Raw genomic sequence first — 18,294 nt, 5'->3', positions numbered from 1 at the left:
AATCCTATGAATGCTATATCTACAACTTATTCGATTTATGAGGGCACCTTTCTGACAACTGCTCCAGTGCTGGATCAGTCAGTGAATATTTTAATGTTCAGAGATCCCAATAACCACGAATATAACATTATCATTAACCGCGCTTTATTGGATGAAGAGCAAACACCTGAAGCTTTCTGTGAAAAAGAGATGGAAGCATTACGCAATAAATTACCTGGTTTTCAAATTGAAGGGAAATTGCTCAAACATGAGCTTGGCCCAGCGAAATTACCCGTAGTGCAAGTAGCAAATAATTTTTTGCAAGATGGCGAAAGAACCCGCCAGGTACAGTCCATTGTGTTATTACCACATCACGCGATATCAAATCCCGATAGCCGTGTAGTGCTCATTTTTACTTTGACTACCAGTGGCGGCGAGTTTACAGAACATCAGCGTAAACATTACGTGCAAATCATCAACAGTTTTAACCCAAAAGTAGTATCTGTTACTTAATATTATGAAAAGACACGTCATGCTATATTATTCAATATAGCATGACGTGAAATATCATCTGGAGTGAGGTGCTAGAATACGTTTTACCGAGGAGGTATTATTAGATATACCTTGGTAGGAATATACTATTGATTAAATACAAATAAAAACAGCATCTTTATTGCTATAGTTCTTCATATGTGAAGCATAGTTATAAAACTCCAACCTATTTAGTACACCCAGTTTCCTAATCGCATTGCGCCGATGCGTCAATACTGTCTTTTCAGAGCGTTCAAGTATTTTTGAAATATCAGGGATACTATGTCCTTGTCCTGTCAACTCTACAACCCTACTTTCTGTATATGATAATTGAATGTAATTCTTCAGTCCTAACCGCCTGAATACATCGCTGTTCATCATGCTGCCGTGATTTAGTCGCGCAATAGTCAAAATCTTCTTGATTTTAGATATAATGTCATAAATATCGAGTTGATTACTGTTAAAGGGAATGTTAACAGTCATCATCGGTTTATTACTACTATTGATATTTTTCGCGATAAACTCACTATCTTGATATATGTTGATGATCACCATGAAATCTTTAAATATCACATTGGCTTTATGTGCAGCTTTCGATTCATAAGGTCGGATAAATAAGTAATCCTCATCACCCTCTTTATTGAAGACTTTTCTGAGTAGAGAGAGTAATCCTAACTCATAGAAAGCGTTCCGGGTTGTAATCGCTACACTTAACATATTATACATTCCTTATTTTACTCACTATTTTCAGTCAGTGTTGCCTGAGTGAATTTTTAATAGAAATGAGCATTACAATAGTAATCAGTAGGATTTTACCTTTGCGATTATCACTCGTTCACTGGAAAATTATTTCAGTAATGTGATAAGTAAAAAGCTAAAACCCGAGTGATAGAACTAATTCCAATCAAACTTCGATAGTTGAGGAAAAAACACATAGCTATAGAGAGCTATAAATTTGATAGCCACAATTTTATTAATAGTATAAACCGCCCATCTTCGAAAACTAAATTACCAAATATTGACCTCTGTCACTGAAAATTCCAGATCGCAATTAAACAACACTGAAGAGTAAAAGTATATGGGAATAGAACCATCAACCTTGTCGGAATTTTCTTACATATATATAAAAATAACTTAAGTCACCCCATGACTCACCACCACCTACACGAAGTAAAATAGTCTAATGCTCTCTAAAAAAAACAGTTTTATCCGTAAGATAGGTACTACTTACAAGAAACGCCAGACACCGAAATCGATACTACTGCCAGTATGACCGGCGAAAGCATTAAGGTAGCATCATTATAATTACGTTTATGTCGCGTGTAAGGACAAGTATGGCCCTTCAATTAGCCTCAGCGATAAACAAAGACTCAAACGACCTATCCAATCATGAACAGTAGAAATAACATAAAATTATTGTGTTAATAATCCTCGGCTATTATATATCGCAATAAAGCCCAAAGATAATCGTTTTGGCAGTTCAGAAATATCATATCGATCGGTGATACCAATCAACTTCCCCCATATAATCAAAATATTATCGATAAAATGGCAATTAAAGTGAATTGATATAACGTCTACGAAAGGTAGGTTTTAATGTGAAAGAGTTAAATCCTGAATAATGCAAAAAAAGCAGCCACAGCAAAGCCGATATGCCCCCCTGCCAGATTAAAGCTATGGAAATAAAAAATATCAACAAAGTCTGGCAATCTAAAAATTATCAACATTATAATCAATGTGATAGCTGACGATTTTCCAACTCACTAGAATCATGTTTATATTGAAAAACAAACACGAAAATCATCAACAAAATAAGTGTGTAAGCAGAAAATGAGAACAAAATACTATTCCAGTTTTTTACACTAAACAGAGTAAAATAGTCGACAATATGCCCACCAGCGTATACACCAACACCATTTACCATCGTCATGAACAGCCCTTGAGCACTGCCCCTAATATTAGGGTTTACTTTTTTTTCGACATAAATTGCATCAGAAATATTAAAGAAATCAAAGGCACAGTCATAAATAACCATTGATAGCAGTAATAAAATAATACCGTTTGCAGATGAATCGCCATAGACGAATAGCGCGAAGCGTAAAGTCCAGACGATCATACTGATCATCATTACGCGCTTAATGCCAAAACGAGACATGAAGAATGGAATAGTTAGAATGAAAAAGACTTCGGCAATTTGCGCCATCGATAATAGTATCGACGGATATTGGACCACCAGGCTATCTTGATAAAAGGGATTTTTTACAAAATCATGCAGGAACGGACTGCTGGAAGTGTGGCTGATTTGCAATGAAGCACCTGGTAACATGGCAAACAAGAAAAGAATAGCCATCTTCTTTTGCTTAAACAATACAAATGCATCAAGGCCTAACAGATTAACCCACGAACGTTTTTTTAACATTTGAAGTTGGGCAACTTGGCAGTGAACAGGCATATATAGCTAATAGCAACGCAGCACCTGATCCAATATAAAGCTGAACATCCGAATGATTTTCTGTTCAATCTCAGTAGATGTAGCTAACACCCTGCAATTTCAAGGACGAAGATAAACACCCAAAGTCATTGGAATTGCAGGTAGGCAGCAAGAGAATGAATCCCGATGAACTTACTCAAGTAAGTGATTCGGGTTAGTGAACGTCGCTAACACCCCTGCAATTTTAAGGACGAAGGGGGGCTGGTAACTCAATATTGCTTTCGGCCAATGATCCCATATTGTTATACATTGCACAGGCCGCATCCACTAAGTGCATGGCAAGTGCTGCACCGCTGCCCTCGCCTAATCGCATACCCATTTGCAAATAGGGTTCCAGCTGCAAATGGTTCAGTGCGATAACCGCGCCTTTTTCTGCTGATAGATGAGATGGAATCAGGTAATCATGCACCTTGGGTTCGATACGGCAAGCAGCCAACGCAGAAGCATAGGAGAGAAAACCATCCAACACCACCGGTAAACCCGCAGCGGCAGCGCCTAACATCACTCCAGTCATACCCACCAGATCAAAACCACCGACTTTCGCCAACACATCAATGCCATCGCTGGCATCTGGCTGATTAGTTTCAATTGCGCGCCGCACTACGGCCACTTTATGATGTAATTGCTCGCTGGGGAAATTAGCCCCGATCCCCACTGCCAACTCAGGGTCGCTGTCGGTAAATACACTGACCATCGCCGCTGCGGGAGTGGTATTCGCCATACCCAACTCACCGACGCCAAACACTTTCACGCCACCCGCCGCCTGCTGTAATGTCAACATCGCGCTGGCAACCAGTAAATCTTCGGCTTGTTGACGAGTCATGGCTGCACCGCGAGCGATATTGCCGCTGCCGCGCGCCACTTTCATATCTATCACACCGGGCAGCGTATCGCAGTCGATACCCACATCCACTATCTTGACTTCAGTACCGGCGTTGGCTGCCAACACACAAACACCGGTCACCCCCCTGACCATATTCAGTGCCTGAACCATCGTTACAACGCGAGGTGAGATAGCCACGCCTTCGTCGTAAACACCGTGGTCAGCCGCCATTACAATGATTTGTTTGCGATCAACCTGATGACCATATAAACCGCGCATTCCCGCCAATTGAACCGCCAACTGCTCCAAACGCCCCAGACTGCCCTGCGGTTTTAGCAAACCATCCAGCCGTGTTTTAGCTCGGGCCATCGCTTTGTTATCCAGCGGAGCAATGGTACGCAGAATTGATGAAAGTGTTTGCATCTATTTAACCTCGTGGTGCAGGCTGCCAGGCAGCCCGGCTGTTGAACGCATGCAACGTGACAAACCCATCATGGATCTCCAACACGCTGTATGCCCCCTGCTCAAAATGAAAATGCCACATGGCGGCGGCTGGCATCGCCAGTAAACGCGCCAGCATCAGGCTTAATACTCCCTGATGGGCAACCAGCAGTTGATTGTTATCGTGATTGTTTATTGCGTGACGGTTGGTTTGGTGACTGTGGGTTGAAAGCAGTGACTGAACCACGCTTTCGACTCGGTCTGAAAACTGTATAAAAGACTCCCCGCCAGTGGGGCTGGCCTGTTGCCAGTCTGCCACCCATGCGGCCCATGCATCAGGGTCTTCACGCTGTAAATCATGGTGATGGCGCATTTCCCACTCACCAAAATTCATTTCATTTAATTGGTCATTAATGCCCGCATTGAGGGGATGCCCCGCCAGCACGATATCGGCAGTATGCCGCGCACGTAGCAACTGGCTACTGACACCATCAGCAAACGCCACCTCTGCCAGCCAACCGGCAACATCACCGGCCTGTTCGACGCCGAGTGGCGTTAACGCCAAGTCGGTCAAGCCGCAAAAAACACCGCGCAAATTGGCTTCGGTTTGCCCGTGGCGCACCAGAAAAAGTCGCATAGAATGGCTCATCAAAAGTGTTCGAAAACAGGTCGTGTTACAGCAACGCCAGTAGGAATATCAACTCACCCACTTCGGCCGCAGCTCCCAGCGTGTCACCGGTTTGTCCACCCAGACGGCGGCGCAGGTAGATTGCCAATAATGCCACCACCACCATGCTAATCACCAACGCCAACAACGCTGCGCCCTGACCCAGTAACAGGGTTAATATCGCGCCACCGGCCAAGGTGACAAGTGTTTGTTTCCCCGTCACTTTACCGATGTAAATGTTGCCTAATCCATTACCTTCGCGCGCATAGCGTTGGCGATACATCAACAGCACAATTACCGTGCGCCCGGCCACTGAAGCGGCGGTGAGTATCAGTAGCATCGGTGCATCACGCAGCGCCAACTCACTGACCACCAGCACTTTCGCCACCACGATAAATATCAGCGCCAAACCACCGTTGGTACCGAGGCGGCTGTCGCGCATGATTTCCAGCATTTGCTCGCGCTTGCGGGCAGAAAACACCCCATCACAGGTATCTGCCAGCCCATCGAGATGAAAAGCACCGGTAACCAGTGCCAACGCCAGGACATATCCCAACGCCGCCAATGGCACACCGCACCACGGAGCCAGCAGAGTGAAAATCACCCCACCGATCACCCCAACAATCAGGCCGATAAACGGAAAACCGATAATACCGCGCTCGTAGTTATCCATTGCCAGTCCTTGCGTCCAGCGCTCTGGCACCGGAATGCGGGTCATAAACTGCAATGTTGCGAGAAATAGACGCAGGCTCATTTAATCTTAACCTCAATGCCTGAAACCACTAAAAACACCTCATCAGCCGCTGCTGCCAATCGCTGATTGACTCGTCCGGCAATATCACGAAAATGCCGCGCCAGACGATTTTCCGGTACGATCCCCATGCCCAGCTCATTGGTCACCAGATAAATAGGCGCACTGCTGCGAGCGCAAGCCGCCAACAACGCGGTAATTTGCTGCGAAATACCCGCTTCAAGCGCGGTAAAATCCATCTGTTCCGGTGGCGTATCCCCCGCCAGTTCAAACAGCAAATTGGTCATCAGTGTGGTAATGCATTCCAACATAACGGCTTCGCCGGGTTCGACGTGCTTTTCCAGCACCACGCCGAGATCACGATAGCCTTCCCAGGTACGCCAATGCGCCGGGCGGCTGGCACGGTGTAATGCCACCCGCGCTGCCATTTCCGCATCTGTTACCACTGAGGTCGCAATGTAAAATACCCGTTCGGCCGCTTGTGCCGCCAAACGTTCGGCCAATGAACTCTTGCCACTGCGCGCCCCTCCGGTAATCAAAATCACTGTGCGCGCTCCTGTTGATGCTGTTTCATTAGTTTGAAAATCCTATCAATATCAATATGCTCGCGCATCTGTGATGCCAGAATATCGAACTGTTGCTGTTTATGTTCAGCATAATTCACTGTCACGCCATCAAAAGCAGACAGCCCTTTGCGTTGACGCAGGCTATCTAATAGCGCGCGGGTAAAGTGGTGGCTGTCAAATAGCCCGTGGATATAGCTGCCCAATACGCTACCATCGCCATTCACCGCGCCATCCACCCACTGCTCGGCTTGTCCGTTACGTAACGTTAGCTGTGCAAAAGGTATGGCATCACAGCCCAAATGGGAGACACCCATATGGATCTCATAACCTTCAAGCGGGTGATCACCACAGTTTTTCAATATGCCCGGCAGGCCAATCTGACAATAACCGCTAACGCGCGTGGTGACTTTATCTGGCGCGAACTCGGTTTCCACATCCAGCAACCCCAAGCCATCCATCTGTTCAAGGCCCGACTCAACGCCATCAATAATGCGTTTTCCCAGCATTTGATAACCACCGCAAATGCCTATCACCGGTACATTACGTTGATGTAGCTTCAGTAACGCTGACGCCAGCCCGCAGTGGTGCAGCCATTGCAAATCACCCAGCGTATTCTTGCTGCCCGGCAAAATAATCAAATCCGGCTGACCCAACGCCGACAACTGCGATACATAGCGCAGGCGCACATCCGGTTGCGCGGCCAGCGCATTAAAATCAGTAAAGTTAGCGATATGAGGTAAGCGGATCACCGCAATATCCAGTGCCTTTTCTGCCATATCCTGATATTTGCCATTTTGCAGAGCGACACCATCTTCATCTTCTAAATCAATATCCAGCCACGGCATCACCCCCAGCACGGGGACATGGGTCAGGGCTTCAATCTGTTCCAGGCCAGGGGTCAGCAGTGCGATATCGCCACGAAATTTATTGATTATCACCCCTTTGACGCGGGCTTTTTCATGGGGATGCAGCAGTGCCAGAGTGCCATAGATAGAGGCAAACACGCCGCCTCTGTCAATATCCGCCACCAGCAATACCGGCGCGTCTGCCATTTCAGCCATGCCCATATTGACGATATCGCGGTCACGCAGATTAATTTCCGCCGGGCTGCCCGCACCTTCCAGCACCATGACGTCATATTCGCGAGCCAAACTGTGGTAAACCTCGCTGATTTGTTGCTGCAATTGCGGTTTATACTGATGATATTCCACCGCATCCATATTGCAGGCAACTTTGCCCATTAAAACCACCTGCGCCTTACGGTCACTGGTGGGTTTGAGCAGTACTGGATTCATGCGAACATCTGGGGCAATGTCGGCCGCTTCGGCCTGAAAAATCTGCGCCCGGCCCATCTCTTCCCCCTGCGGAGTAATGCCCGAATTGAGTGCCATATTCTGCGATTTAAACGGCGCACAGCGATAGCCATCTTGCATAAAGATGCGGCACAGCCCGGCCACTAACACACTTTTACCCACGTCAGATGCCGTGCCCTGCACCATGATTGATAAATTCATCACTGGCCGACTCATCGCGCCTCCTCCATTTCGCGTTGACGCATCAGCGCGAAGAGTTGTTCTTCCGTTTTGCACAGCGGCAAACCCAGCTCACTGTGCATTTTGACCAACCACGGCTGAACCAGCCCGGCGGCTTGCAATTTTTCTTGTTGTAGGAACACTTCGGTTGTTTCACCGGCAATCATCAGGTGGCCGTGCGATAAGACATAAAGGTAATCACAAACCTTATAAATTAGATCGATATCATGGCTGGAGAGAATAACGCGTTTTCCCTCTGCGACAATACGTTCAATGATAGTAATCATATGCTGCCGACCGGCCGGGTCCAATCCGGCTGTGGGTTCATCCAGTAGCAGATACTCTGCCTCCATCACCAGCGCACCGGCAATGGCCACCCGTTTTTTCTGCCCATGACTCAAGTGCTGGATAGATTTATGGCGAAATCCTTGCGCATCTACCAAAGTCAACGCCCGGTCAACCCGCTGCGCAATAATCTCTTCGGGCATCCCCAAATTGCGCAGGCTGAAGGCAATATCACTATCAATATCGGTATAAAAAATCTGCTGTTCCGGATCTTGAAATACCGTGGTGACACGCTGACGCAATTCACGTAAGTTGGCTTTCTTATAACTGAGCGGCTCACCTTGCCACAACACCGCGCCCTGTTGCGGTTGCAAAATACCGGTCAAGTTCATAAATAAGGTGGATTTGCCACAACCATTAGCCCCCAAGACACCGGTGACCGCATGCTGACTGAAATCCAGTGTCAAGTCGCGCAATACCTGCTCTTCCTGATAGCTGAAACCTAACTGCCTGGTGGCTAACATTACATCCTGCCTTACAGGTGGAAATCGCCCTGATAGAGTTTCATATCCAGCGAGATGACCATTTGCTGATAGCGAATCATCACGCGGGTAAATAGCATACCGACCAACATTGCCAGCGAATGGTAGCCGGTACGCAATGAGATATAACCAAATCGCAGAGACTGCGCCTGATGGATCGCGGCGGCCTCCTCAATCAAAATAAAAATAAAACGCCAGGTCAGCAGGATTTGCTCGGTCAGCAATCGGGGGGCATGGCAGCGCTTCAATATTTGGATAAGCTGCGGGAATGGCGTATTCAGCACAAACCAAAAAGTGGCCGCCAATGCCGCCAAACTGCGCCATAGCGTTTGATTGGCGGTGGTTAATCCGACTTTATCAAGCCCCAACCACCAATGCCCTATCTGCATCCCCCACCACAGGCTCTCCGGTTGGCGCGAGAGTGATATCACAATCGTGACCAACCCCACCAATAGGAAAGAGAGCGGTATTGCCAGCCAGCGTAAGTAACGGCGTGGCCCCACCCGCAATAGGTAACATGTCAGGGCGGCGATAAACACCAAGAGCAGCGCCTGATACATCGGCGGGCTAAGCATGGCGGCCAACAGGAAAACGGCATATAGCACCAATTTTCCCATTGGATCGGCCTGTCGCCAGCGGCTTTGATAACTTAGTTTATCAATCCCCAGCATGCTCACCGCGTTTCCCCCGGTAATAGCCCAAGATATAGAAAATCACCGCCGCCCCAATGGAACCTTGCAGGGTAAACAGCAGGCTTTCAATTTCACCACTGGCGGGTTCATATAACGGCGTGAACCACGGCTGATAGTGAGGTGCGGTAGTCTGAATCAGCGTTTCGGCTTCACCATCTGAGCCACCATATTCACCACCGTGATTAATAAAGAACGGCATTATGACCAGAGCGATCACCATCGCCAGCAAAATAAGCGTCTTTTTCATGTTAGTGAGTCCCTGCGTGGATTAACTGACGTTTGGTTAACTGGTCGTAAATCATCACTGTCAGCAAGCCTTCAGCGATGGCTATCGGGATCTGGGTAATGCAGAACACTCCCATAAACTTGATAATCGAACCGCTGACACCAAATTGCGGGTCAGGGAAAGCCAGACCAAGCTGTACCGAGGTGACAAAGTAAGTGGTTAAATCTGCGAGCATGGCGCAAAGAAATACCCCAACGTCGCGGCGCAATCCCGCTTTACAGGCCAACTTCCACACCAGATAACCCACAACTGGCCCAATCACCGCCATTGACATGCCGTTAGCACCCAAGGTTGTCAGGCCGCCGTGCGCCAGTAATAACGCCTGGAACAACAACACAATGGCCCCCAACACCGCCACCACTACCGGCCCAAACAGAATAACCGCCAGCCCGACGCCGGTCGGATGCGAACAACTGCCGGTCACCGAGGGGATTTTCAGTGCCGATAGCACGAAAATAAAGGCGCCGCATAGCGCTAACAGGACTTTTTGATTGCTGTCTTCAGCGACAATCTGTTTCAAACGAACCAGCCCCATAAACAAACACGGCAGGAACAGTATCCACCAAGCCAGCGCCCACATCGGCGGTAAAAAACCTTCCATAATGTGCATGGCAAAAACATCATTCGGGGCAATCGTTAGCAGGATTGCCATCGCAACTCCGCTAAGCGAAAGTTTTTTTAACTGTCTTTCCATTTCCATGAGTAACTCCAATAACGTTGAGCATCTAAGTGAAAACTAGATAACCATCTGTTTTTAAATAACTCGTTGCTGTTTATTGACTAAAATGGTCGAGAAATAGGGCAATGGCTGGTCAGCGGCAAGGGTATCCAACTGACGCCAGCACACCTCGCCGGGTAATGAAGCTTCCGACATCAACAGCGCATGCGGAAACAGATTTAACCGGCCCAATAGCGCCTGAATTTGTGCAAAGCGGCCATATACTTTCATCAGCACTACGCAGTCGTGATGGCGCAAAGCGCGTTCCAGCTCGGCTTCTGGGGCAGTGCAAGACATAACCGCCAGCGATTGTTGCTCCATCGCCAAGGGCAATGCGGCTCGTGAGGCAATGGCGGCAAAAGAAGTGACTCCGGGGACAATTTCCAACCAATCTGGCCGACCAATACGTTCTAGCAAAAATACCCATGTGCTAAATAACATAGCGTCGCCGAGGGTGATAAAACCCACCTGACGGCCCTGCGCAACTTCCGCTTGCAGTTGTTGTGCCACCTCATCCCACACCGCCTGCTTTTCGCTGTCATCGGCGCTCATCGGGAAATGGCAGGTGCGGATTTCGGTGTTAGGTGATAAATATTCGCGCACAATTGACAACGCCAGACTGTCACCGCCTTTACGCCCTGCCGGGGCATACAACACATCCAGTCTGGCTATCAGCCGTGCCGCCCGCACGGTGATTAAATCGCTGGCTCCGGGGCCAACACCCAATGCATAAAGTCTGCCGCTCATTACGCTGCCTCCTGCTGTTTTTGCTGCAATGCACTCGCCAGATGCTGAACAAACATCTGGCGAATCAATGGATTCTCTCCCAATCCTTGCAGCCATGATTGCGCACTGATACCCGCAGCTTCCAGTTGTGAGCGCCATGAATCCGGCTCTTCAGAAGCCATGTCATTGATGGCGTGATCACCGGCCACCAGCATCAATGGCATCAGATGCACTTTGCGCACCCCCTGCTGCTGTAAGCGGCTAATGATGTGGCCGATTTCCGGATAACTTTCCACCGCCCCCACCAAAGCAGGGAAGTTGAGAGAAGTCATTAAATGGTCAAGGCAGGCATAAGCAGAAAAGGCGAAGTGACTGGCCCCGTGGCCCATAAATACCACCCGCTCATCCGCCGCCAACGGAGGCATTTGTGCTTGCAGTGCCACTAATAATTGCTGGTAATCGGCAAAGCTGCTTAACAGGGGTGTGCCCAATACCAGATGATGAAAACAGTCGCTAAAACCGCGCACTTCAGTAGCGATTTTTTCGTATTCATCGCCATTAATGACATGCAGTGATTGAATAGCCACATCTTGATACCCCTGTTCAGCCAGGTGTTTCAGCGCTTCTCGCGGGTTATTGATCAACAAACCATCGCGTTTACGTAGCTTGCGAATGATCATTTCTGAGGTAAAGGCGCGGAACACATCGCGATCGCGATAAGCCGCCGATAGCTGTTGCTCACAAGTTTCAATATTCTTTTGGCGGGTGTGTTCATAACTGGTGCCGAAACTGATCACCAACAATGCTTTTTTCATTTTGTTGTCCTCGTTGTTCTTGCCAGTGGGCCAGATTGCTGCCAGTGCATCAGATGTCGGGTAAATTCATCCAATGAAGTCACTTGTTGCCCAAGACTGCCCAACACCACGGCGGCCGGACGGCGCACCACAATGCAGGGAATATTCAGTGCCAGACAGGGAGCCACTTTTTCCTGGTAGCCACCTTGTGCGCCAGACTCCTTGGTGATAACCACATCTGGCTGGCAAAACGCATACAGCGCATGATTGAATTGCGCGCTGAATGGCCCACGCAGCGCGATAATATTGTCTACCCCCAACCCCAGAGCCTCACATTGGCTCAGCACTTCAGCCGTTGGCAGCACGCGCGCTAACAAGGTTTTACCGCTCAGCCGCTGTTGATACTCCGCCAACTGCTTGCTGCCGGTGGTCAACAGCACTCGCGGCCCTAAACCTTGCGCCACGGCGCACGCTGCCGCTGCACTGTCTACTTTGTAGAGCTGCGGATGATGAATAGCGTCAATTTCACTCGGGCGCTGATAACGTGTCAGTACCACATTTGATTGCCCGCAAGCGGTGGCCACATTGTCACTGAGCAGGTCGGCGTAGGGGTGCGAAGCATCAACTACCCACTGCACCTGTCTGGTGATAAGAAAATCGGCCATTTGCGCTGCATCCATCCGCCCGACCAATACCTCGCCGCCAATATCGCCCGCCAGTTGTTTGCCCGCATCGGTCGCGACCGACAGGCTGTAGCGCTCGCCAAACTCGTCCAGCCGTTGGCAAATTAGCCGGGCATCACTGGTGCCGCCAAATATATGAATCGGCGGATGGTCATGGGTCATAATGAATAGTCCGTCATAATGAATGTCCCTTTATAATAAATAGCCCCGTGGCGTGATCATCAGTCCATTGCGGCAATAAGTGGCCTGATTGCCAACAATCACCAAGCTGGTCATATCCACCGGTTCAAAATCCATTTCGCCTATTGTGGTTAGCCATTTCTCCTGTTTTTTACGCCCTGCCGCCTTCACCACACCCACTGGCGTTGCGGCTTTCTTCCACGGCTGCATCAGCTCGAACGCCCGTGCTAAATGCCCTTCGCGGCCACGGCTGCGCGGGTTATAGAAGCAGATAACAAAATCGGCTTGTGCCGCCGCGATAATGCGTTTCTCAATCACTTCCCACGGCGTCATCAAATCACTCAGGCTGATATGACAAAAGTCATGCATCAGCGGTGCGCCGAGCAGTGAGGCCGCCGCGATACTGGCGGTGATACCGGCTACCAGCCGCACTTCCAGTTCCAATTGTTGCTGCGTGACCAGCTCTAACACCAAGCCCGCCATGCCGTAAATACCGGCATCGCCACTGCTGATAAGCGCCACGTTATGACCGGCCAGTGCCAGGTCAATCGCCGCCTGACAGCGCTCAATCTCTTTACACATGCCAGTTTTGATCACCTGTTTATCCAGGGTCATGGATTTGACCAGATGGGTATAGGTTTTGTAACCGACAATAATTTCTGCTTCGCGAATAGCGGCGATAGCGTCCTGCGTCATCATTGATTCACTGCCTGGCCCAATGCCAATTACGGTTAACATTAATGCGATACTCCCAGAGTGATGGTGACGCCCTGCTGACGCAGAGTATTGCCAACCAATTTACCGTCGCTCATCAGCCAGGCGACCGGTTGTGAAACGCTACCGACACCCACCGTTTGGCGGACAAAATCAGAAGCAGGGAAACGTTGTTCATGGCGGCTCAGTTCGCCGACGCTGAACAGTTCGAACGGGACTCGCCAGCATTGAGCCAATTGGTGCAGCGCCGGTTCATCTTTTTTGATAGTGACGCTGCCAATCGCTCGCAATGCCATGATGTCAAAATGATTTTCGGCCATTTGCTGTTGCAGCAATTCAACCAGCGTTTGCAGCGAGGTGGCACGGCGGCAACCAATTCCCGCCACTACCCGGCGCGGCACCAGCTTATAAACGGGCAACGTCGCCAGTTGATCAGCAGGCAGCGGCAGAGTGTCGCGCAACGTGATGCACACTAAGGCGTCTAATGGGGGGCGTTGCTCCAAACTAAGTTGATCCAATCTAAGTTGATCCAAACAATCAACCGGCACGAACCCCCGCGTGTCGCAGCGCTCACGTTCCGCCAACAGCGGCGTGTCCCACCACAGCCCGACTTTCTGGTTACTGACCAACATTTGATTGACCACTTTGACCGCGTGGCGGAAATCTTGCATTTCGGCATCCAACTGGGTTGCCAGTGTGTCCAGCGCCGCCATCTCGTTAACATCGGTGGCGGTGGTTATCACCGGGTCAGCCCCCAAAATGCCAGCAAGATAACGGGTTAGGGTATTCGCCCCTCCCACATGCCCCGACAGCAAACTGATGACGTGTTGCCCGCGCTCATCAATCACCACCACCGCAGGGTCGGTCATTTTGTCGTTTACCAGCGGCGCGATAACCCGCACCGTTAGGCCAATCGCCCCGACGACCACCAGTGCTGAATACTGTTTAAATGCCTCACGGATCGTATTGCCAAAACTGCCGTTGAAGGGCAAAAAGCCCGATTCCAGCAACTTGTCACTGGTAAAACAGGTCAGTGGCAAGTGGGTTTGCAAGCGTCGCGCCAGCCGCACACCACCGGGTGTCAGGCAAAATACCGCGATTGATTCAGGCTTGACGATATTCATGGCTAAACCCCGCGTCATAGAGTTTGGAATAGTGGTATTCATCACCGAGGAATGCCCCCACCAAAATCAGAGCAGTTTTATGAATGGCTGCCGCGCGAACCAACTCGGCGATATCCGCCAGTGTGCCGCGAACTGTACGGCTTTCAGCCCAAGTCGCTTTGTATACCACTGCCACTGGCGTATGCGCGGGATAACCACCGGCGATTAAGCGATCGGCCACTCGGTCCATTTCCTGTACCGACAAGAAAATAGCCATTGAAGTTTGATGAGCGGCAAAAGCTTCCAGTTGTTCCAGTGGCGGCATCGGCGTGCGCCCCTCGATACGGGTGATAATTAAGCTTTGCGCCACTTCTGGCACGGTGTATTCCACCCCCAGTTGTGCCGCTGCGCCCAAGAAAGCACTGACACCGGGTACTGACACAAAGCCGATGCCGTGTTCACCCAAGACTTCGCCCTGTTCACGAATAGAGCCATACAAAGAGAGATCACCGGTTTGCAACCGCACCACCAGCTTGCCCGCACGCACACCCTCCACCATCAGCGTGATGATTTGTGCCAAATTTAATCCCGCGCTGTCGTGACATTCAGCCTCGGCAGAGCAATATTCCAACAGCTCAGTATTGATAAGTGATCCGGCATAGATAACCACCTGTGCCTGTTGCAGCAAGCGGTAGCCTTTTAGCGTGATCAGCTCTTTGTCACCCGGCCCGGCACCCACAAACCAGACTTTTTGCGTATCCCATGTTGGTGTAACAGGTGAGTGAGTAACAGATGCTGATACGGCATTAGAATGCTCAGACATGGCTCGCCTCCTTGTGGCAGGAAATAAGATAAGTAGGATTATTCGGTTTAAAATAGTGCCCGCTACCCAGAGGGGTCAGAGTGGAGAGTTGCAATTGCACACAATCCAGCTCGCTAACAACGCAGGTCTGTAAATGGCTTAATGCTTCATTGAGGTTATTGAGCAAAATAAAGGTCAATACCAGGCGGCCACCGGGATTTAACATCATCAGTGACCAGTCGATAAGGTCGGTCAGATGACCGCCACTGCCACCAATAAAAATGGCATCGGCTTTATCGGATAAAGGTAAAGGAGCGACTCCGGCAATAATGTCTACCTTGCGACACCCTAGCCGCTGGCGATTTTCATTAATCAACTCAAGTGCTACCGGATTCCGTTCAATCGCCGTCACCCGTAAATCAGGAAAACGCAAAGCCGCTTCCAAGGCCACACTGCCAGTACCCGCCCCCACATCAATCAAGTGAGTCGCATCTGACAAACTCAGCCGTTCCAGTGCCAATACTCGCACCACTTCTTTGGTCATCGGGACTTTTTGCCCACGTAGGAACAGCTCATCTTTCATTGAGGATCACCACCACATTCATGTCATAGCGGGCCGCCACTTGCGCTGCTGGCAGGCGATAAATTCGTTCGTTGGGTTGCGAGAGGTTTTCACCAATAATCAAGGTACGAGACAGACCACGTTGCTGTAGCGCATCAGCAATAGCTCTTGGGCCAATCATGCCGTCGGTCACCATCGCCACTTTGTCGTGCTGGAAGATCCAGTCAAAATCGGGTTCACGACCATGACTGCTGGTAAGAAAGAGGTCGTTCATATCCAGTGCAGCTTTGGCGCACAAATATTGAATCGCGCTAATGCCGGGAACGATATGCAACTCCTCAGCGCTGAAGTTTGCTGCCAGCAATTTGCCGATGCCATACAGCAAAGGATCTCCCGAGGCCAGCACCACAATGGCGCGATGCTTATGGCTATCCAGCCACGCCAATAGCCCTAATAGATCAGCATCTAACAAGCGCGACTCTTTACTATCGCAGCTCAATGTCGCCAGATGGCGCTTACCGCCAACCAGAACTTCGGCGCGTTCGATAGCCCGTCGAGCTGCGGGTGTCAGATAATCAACATCACCAGGGCCAATCCCCACCACCGTAATCATCGTAACGCCTCCACAATCTCATCCAGTGGCCGGTTGCTACCCAGCACCTGATTATCAAAAGAGAATAAAATAGCGTCGCACTGTGGTGGATTAACCGAGAAACGCATCATCTCAGCGATACGCTCGCAGATACGCTCGCAGATACGCGAATACACCCCCTGCCAACCCTGCTCGGCAATTAGCTCCATTGCCGCTTCCGTGGTATCACACTGATTAACTTCAAGTAATAGCGCATGGGGTGCACCCATTAAGGCCAAATGCGCCACCAGCGTCTCCATACGTCCATCAGCAATATGGCTGTGGGTATGGAAGATACCGGCGGCCACTTTGACCAATTTGCCCGGATGCCCCACTAATAAAACGCGGCGGAACCCCAAGCGCACGGTTTCTTGCAGCATATAGCCGACAAAATTACTCATGGTGACCACCCGCTGGCTATCCAGCCCTAGGTGGTCGCGAACAAAGCGTTCGCCGTGATTACCCGGCACCAAAATGACGCGATCAACACCTGCTGCCCGCTTCATTTCCAGCTCCAGCGCCAATGAACGTTTCCAGCTCTCTTCTGACATCGGCGTCACAATACCGGTGGTACCGATGATGGAAATCCCGCCCAGAATCCCTAGCCGCCCGTTGTAGGTTTTCTTCGCTCGCTCCTCGCCTTCTGGTGCGAAGATTTCGACTTCTGCGCCACGCAATGGGCCGATGACTTCACGCACTGCGGCTTCGATGGTTTGGCGCGGAGTGCGGTTAATAGCGCTGCTGCCGACCGGCAAGCCAATTCCTTTGCGGGTAACAGTTCCCACGCCTTCGCCGCCTCGCAGAATAATGTCGGTCTGTTCGGTGAGGGTCACGCGGGCAAAAATCAGCATGCCGTGGGTAGCATCAACATCATCGCCGCCATCTTTGCGGATTGCGGCGGTGGCTTGCTGACCTTCAATCAACGGCTGCTCAACATTCAGACACAAGGTGATGCCGGAAGGCGTCACAATAGAAATTTGATCAATCACTTGCTGACGCAACACCATCAGCGCCGCCACTTTGGCCGCCGCCGTGGCACAGGAACCGGTGGTATAGCCTTTACGGTATTGCTTGCCGTTGTGCCAAATGCTGTCTAATTGCTGGTTTTGCAGCGCAATATCATCATTTATAGGGCTATCACTGGCCAGACCGTCGCTCATAGCGCCCCCCGTAACTGATAGAGGATGGCGTTGATAATGGCTGCCGCCACGTTACTGCCCCCTTTGCGCCCCAGCGCGGCAATACATGGCAAACCACTTGCCACCAACGCATCTTTGGATTCCGCCGCACCAACAAACCCCACCGGCACGCCGATGACCGCCACCGGGGACGCTTGCCGTTCTAACAAACGGAATAACGCCGTCGGTGCATTGCCGAACACAAACAGTTTTTCGCCCGGCTCCGCCAAAGCTACATCTACCGCGGCCATCGAGCGGGTAATTCCCTGTACCGGCGCACTCTCTACCACGCGCGGATCACTGATATAGCAGCGACACTCGCATCCCATCTGCTTTAACAGTGTTTTGTTAATGCCCGACATCGCCATCGTCGTGTCGGTATACAGCGTGCATCCTCGACGTAAACCCTCAGCAATACGGGTCAGCACATCCGGCGAGAAATGCAGAATATCCAGCCAGTCAAAATCCGCTGTGGTGTGGATAACCCGCTTGACAACCGCTTCATGCATCGCACTGGCAAACCGAGTCTCTGGCCGCTCAGCGGCGATAATATCGCCAATGATAACGAAGCTATTTTTCTCGATTTCCTGCGGGTTTTTTATATAGTTCATGGGGTT

The 18,294-nt window shown here is 50.1% G+C and carries 22 protein-coding genes; 1 reads left to right on the top strand and 21 read right to left on the bottom strand.

The window, feature by feature from the left end:
- Positions 1-6 precede the first annotated feature (6 nt).
- Positions 7-492 (top strand): DcrB-related protein, encoded by a 486-nt coding sequence (locus tag AT01_RS20000; protein ID WP_042548406.1) that lies wholly within the window; start codon positions 7-9, stop codon positions 490-492.
- A gap of 132 nt (positions 493-624) precedes the next feature.
- Here AT01_RS20000 and AT01_RS19995 read toward each other — a convergent pair whose 3' ends face one another.
- From AT01_RS19995 to AT01_RS19895, 21 genes are all read right to left on the bottom strand, one after another.
- Entirely contained in the window at positions 625-1,227 is a 603-nt protein-coding gene (locus AT01_RS19995; protein WP_004699325.1) for a helix-turn-helix transcriptional regulator, read from the bottom strand.
- Positions 1,228-2,242: 1,015 nt separating this feature from the next.
- Positions 2,243-2,860, bottom strand: coding sequence for an MFS transporter (locus AT01_RS19990; RefSeq protein WP_235427200.1), 618 nt, complete (start codon positions 2,858-2,860; stop codon positions 2,243-2,245).
- Positions 2,861-3,185: 325 nt separating this feature from the next.
- A complete protein-coding gene (gene cobT / locus AT01_RS19985; protein ID WP_042548405.1) occupies positions 3,186-4,247 on the bottom strand; it encodes a nicotinate-nucleotide--dimethylbenzimidazole phosphoribosyltransferase in 1,062 nt (353 codons plus the stop codon).
- Between the two features lie 4 nt (positions 4,248-4,251).
- On the bottom strand, positions 4,252-4,902 hold the full coding sequence (locus AT01_RS19980) for an adenosylcobalamin/alpha-ribazole phosphatase (RefSeq protein WP_042548404.1): 651 nt from the start codon (positions 4,900-4,902) through the stop codon (positions 4,252-4,254).
- A 37-nt stretch (positions 4,903-4,939) separates the two neighbouring features.
- Positions 4,940-5,686 (bottom strand): adenosylcobinamide-GDP ribazoletransferase, encoded by a 747-nt coding sequence (gene cobS / locus AT01_RS19975; RefSeq protein ID WP_042548403.1) that lies wholly within the window; start codon positions 5,684-5,686, stop codon positions 4,940-4,942.
- A complete protein-coding gene (cobU, locus tag AT01_RS19970; protein WP_042548402.1) occupies positions 5,683-6,228 on the bottom strand; it encodes a bifunctional adenosylcobinamide kinase/adenosylcobinamide-phosphate guanylyltransferase in 546 nt (181 codons plus the stop codon). Before cobU ends, cobS begins: the two co-directional genes overlap by 4 nt.
- Positions 6,225-7,763: a cobyric acid synthase gene (locus AT01_RS19965; protein ID WP_042548731.1), complete on the bottom strand. Its 1,539-nt coding sequence runs from the start codon at positions 7,761-7,763 to the stop codon at positions 6,225-6,227. Before AT01_RS19965 ends, cobU begins: the two co-directional genes overlap by 4 nt.
- Before the next feature lie 11 nt (positions 7,764-7,774).
- Positions 7,775-8,590, bottom strand: coding sequence for an ATP-binding cassette domain-containing protein (locus AT01_RS19960; RefSeq protein WP_042548401.1), 816 nt, complete (start codon positions 8,588-8,590; stop codon positions 7,775-7,777).
- An 11-nt stretch (positions 8,591-8,601) separates the two neighbouring features.
- Positions 8,602-9,279 (bottom strand): energy-coupling factor ABC transporter transmembrane protein, encoded by a 678-nt coding sequence (locus AT01_RS19955; protein ID WP_042548400.1) that lies wholly within the window; start codon positions 9,277-9,279, stop codon positions 8,602-8,604.
- Positions 9,266-9,547, bottom strand: a complete 282-nt coding sequence (locus tag AT01_RS19950) for an energy-coupling factor ABC transporter substrate-binding protein (protein ID WP_004699340.1) — start codon at positions 9,545-9,547, stop codon at positions 9,266-9,268. The genes AT01_RS19955 and AT01_RS19950 overlap by 14 nt, the downstream gene beginning before the upstream one ends.
- A 1-nt stretch (position 9,548) precedes the next feature.
- The gene (gene cbiM, locus AT01_RS19945) at positions 9,549-10,286 is read right to left on the bottom strand and encodes a cobalt ECF transporter S component CbiM (protein ID WP_042548399.1); all 738 of its coding nucleotides are present in this window, start codon (positions 10,284-10,286) and stop codon (positions 9,549-9,551) included.
- A 54-nt stretch (positions 10,287-10,340) separates the two neighbouring features.
- Positions 10,341-11,051 carry a cobalt-factor II C(20)-methyltransferase gene (locus AT01_RS19940; protein WP_042548398.1) on the bottom strand — a complete coding sequence of 237 codons (711 nt, stop codon included), beginning with the start codon at positions 11,049-11,051 and terminating at the stop codon, positions 10,341-10,343.
- On the bottom strand, positions 11,051-11,845 hold the full coding sequence (gene cbiK, locus AT01_RS19935) for a sirohydrochlorin cobaltochelatase (RefSeq protein WP_042548397.1): 795 nt from the start codon (positions 11,843-11,845) through the stop codon (positions 11,051-11,053). Before cbiK ends, AT01_RS19940 begins: the two co-directional genes overlap by 1 nt.
- Positions 11,842-12,669 carry a cobalt-precorrin-6A reductase gene (locus AT01_RS19930; RefSeq protein WP_042548396.1) on the bottom strand — a complete coding sequence of 276 codons (828 nt, stop codon included), beginning with the start codon at positions 12,667-12,669 and terminating at the stop codon, positions 11,842-11,844. The genes cbiK and AT01_RS19930 overlap by 4 nt, the downstream gene beginning before the upstream one ends.
- 30 nt (positions 12,670-12,699) lie before the next feature.
- Positions 12,700-13,425 carry a precorrin-3B C(17)-methyltransferase gene (locus AT01_RS19925; RefSeq protein ID WP_042548395.1) on the bottom strand — a complete coding sequence of 242 codons (726 nt, stop codon included), beginning with the start codon at positions 13,423-13,425 and terminating at the stop codon, positions 12,700-12,702.
- Positions 13,425-14,525 (bottom strand): cobalt-precorrin 5A hydrolase, encoded by a 1,101-nt coding sequence (gene cbiG, locus AT01_RS19920; protein ID WP_042548394.1) that lies wholly within the window; start codon positions 14,523-14,525, stop codon positions 13,425-13,427. Before cbiG ends, AT01_RS19925 begins: the two co-directional genes overlap by 1 nt.
- On the bottom strand, positions 14,506-15,327 hold the full coding sequence (locus AT01_RS19915) for a cobalt-precorrin-4 methyltransferase (protein WP_042548393.1): 822 nt from the start codon (positions 15,325-15,327) through the stop codon (positions 14,506-14,508). Before AT01_RS19915 ends, cbiG begins: the two co-directional genes overlap by 20 nt.
- The gene (locus AT01_RS19910; protein WP_042548392.1) at positions 15,320-15,889 is read right to left on the bottom strand and encodes a decarboxylating cobalt-precorrin-6B (C(15))-methyltransferase; all 570 of its coding nucleotides are present in this window, start codon (positions 15,887-15,889) and stop codon (positions 15,320-15,322) included. The genes AT01_RS19915 and AT01_RS19910 overlap by 8 nt, the downstream gene beginning before the upstream one ends.
- Positions 15,879-16,481, bottom strand: coding sequence for a cobalt-precorrin-7 (C(5))-methyltransferase (locus tag AT01_RS19905; RefSeq protein ID WP_042548391.1), 603 nt, complete (start codon positions 16,479-16,481; stop codon positions 15,879-15,881). The genes AT01_RS19910 and AT01_RS19905 overlap by 11 nt, the downstream gene beginning before the upstream one ends.
- Positions 16,478-17,659 carry a cobalt-precorrin-5B (C(1))-methyltransferase CbiD gene (gene cbiD / locus AT01_RS19900; protein WP_042548390.1) on the bottom strand — a complete coding sequence of 394 codons (1,182 nt, stop codon included), beginning with the start codon at positions 17,657-17,659 and terminating at the stop codon, positions 16,478-16,480. The genes AT01_RS19905 and cbiD overlap by 4 nt, the downstream gene beginning before the upstream one ends.
- Positions 17,656-18,288, bottom strand: coding sequence for a cobalt-precorrin-8 methylmutase (locus AT01_RS19895; protein WP_019080982.1), 633 nt, complete (start codon positions 18,286-18,288; stop codon positions 17,656-17,658). The genes cbiD and AT01_RS19895 overlap by 4 nt, the downstream gene beginning before the upstream one ends.
- Positions 18,289-18,294: the final 6 nt, after the last annotated feature.

The organism is Yersinia aldovae 670-83 (assembly GCF_000834395.1).
In the GTDB taxonomy this organism is placed as follows: Bacteria; Pseudomonadota; Gammaproteobacteria; order Enterobacterales; family Enterobacteriaceae; genus Yersinia; species Yersinia aldovae.
The sequence above is the reverse complement of the archived record's forward strand: the minus strand, read 5'-3'. Positions and strand labels throughout refer to the sequence as shown.

Coding starts and splice junctions, on each gene's coding strand:
- AT01_RS20000 (WP_042548406.1), top strand. CDS start 7: ATGAATGCTATATCTACAACTTATTCGATTTATGAGGGCACCTTTCTG.
- AT01_RS19995 (WP_004699325.1), bottom strand. CDS start 1,227: ATGTTAAGTGTAGCGATTACAACCCGGAACGCTTTCTATGAGTTAGGA.
- AT01_RS19990 (WP_235427200.1), bottom strand. CDS start 2,860: ATGGCTATTCTTTTCTTGTTTGCCATGTTACCAGGTGCTTCATTGCAA.
- cobT (WP_042548405.1), bottom strand. CDS start 4,247: ATGCAAACACTTTCATCAATTCTGCGTACCATTGCTCCGCTGGATAAC.
- AT01_RS19980 (WP_042548404.1), bottom strand. CDS start 4,902: ATGCGACTTTTTCTGGTGCGCCACGGGCAAACCGAAGCCAATTTGCGC.
- cobS (WP_042548403.1), bottom strand. CDS start 5,686: ATGAGCCTGCGTCTATTTCTCGCAACATTGCAGTTTATGACCCGCATT.
- AT01_RS19965 (WP_042548731.1), bottom strand. CDS start 7,763: ATGAATTTATCAATCATGGTGCAGGGCACGGCATCTGACGTGGGTAAA.
- AT01_RS19960 (WP_042548401.1), bottom strand. CDS start 8,590: ATGTTAGCCACCAGGCAGTTAGGTTTCAGCTATCAGGAAGAGCAGGTA.
- AT01_RS19955 (WP_042548400.1), bottom strand. CDS start 9,279: ATGCTGGGGATTGATAAACTAAGTTATCAAAGCCGCTGGCGACAGGCC.
- AT01_RS19950 (WP_004699340.1), bottom strand. CDS start 9,547: ATGAAAAAGACGCTTATTTTGCTGGCGATGGTGATCGCTCTGGTCATA.
- cbiM (WP_042548399.1), bottom strand. CDS start 10,286: ATGGAAATGGAAAGACAGTTAAAAAAACTTTCGCTTAGCGGAGTTGCG.
- AT01_RS19940 (WP_042548398.1), bottom strand. CDS start 11,051: ATGAGCGGCAGACTTTATGCATTGGGTGTTGGCCCCGGAGCCAGCGAT.
- cbiK (WP_042548397.1), bottom strand. CDS start 11,845: ATGAAAAAAGCATTGTTGGTGATCAGTTTCGGCACCAGTTATGAACAC.
- AT01_RS19930 (WP_042548396.1), bottom strand. CDS start 12,669: ATGACCCATGACCATCCGCCGATTCATATATTTGGCGGCACCAGTGAT.
- AT01_RS19925 (WP_042548395.1), bottom strand. CDS start 13,425: ATGTTAACCGTAATTGGCATTGGGCCAGGCAGTGAATCAATGATGACG.
- cbiG (WP_042548394.1), bottom strand. CDS start 14,525: ATGAATATCGTCAAGCCTGAATCAATCGCGGTATTTTGCCTGACACCC.
- AT01_RS19915 (WP_042548393.1), bottom strand. CDS start 15,327: ATGTCTGAGCATTCTAATGCCGTATCAGCATCTGTTACTCACTCACCT.
- AT01_RS19910 (WP_042548392.1), bottom strand. CDS start 15,889: ATGAAAGATGAGCTGTTCCTACGTGGGCAAAAAGTCCCGATGACCAAA.
- AT01_RS19905 (WP_042548391.1), bottom strand. CDS start 16,481: ATGATTACGGTGGTGGGGATTGGCCCTGGTGATGTTGATTATCTGACA.
- cbiD (WP_042548390.1), bottom strand. CDS start 17,659: ATGAGCGACGGTCTGGCCAGTGATAGCCCTATAAATGATGATATTGCG.
- AT01_RS19895 (WP_019080982.1), bottom strand. CDS start 18,288: ATGAACTATATAAAAAACCCGCAGGAAATCGAGAAAAATAGCTTCGTT.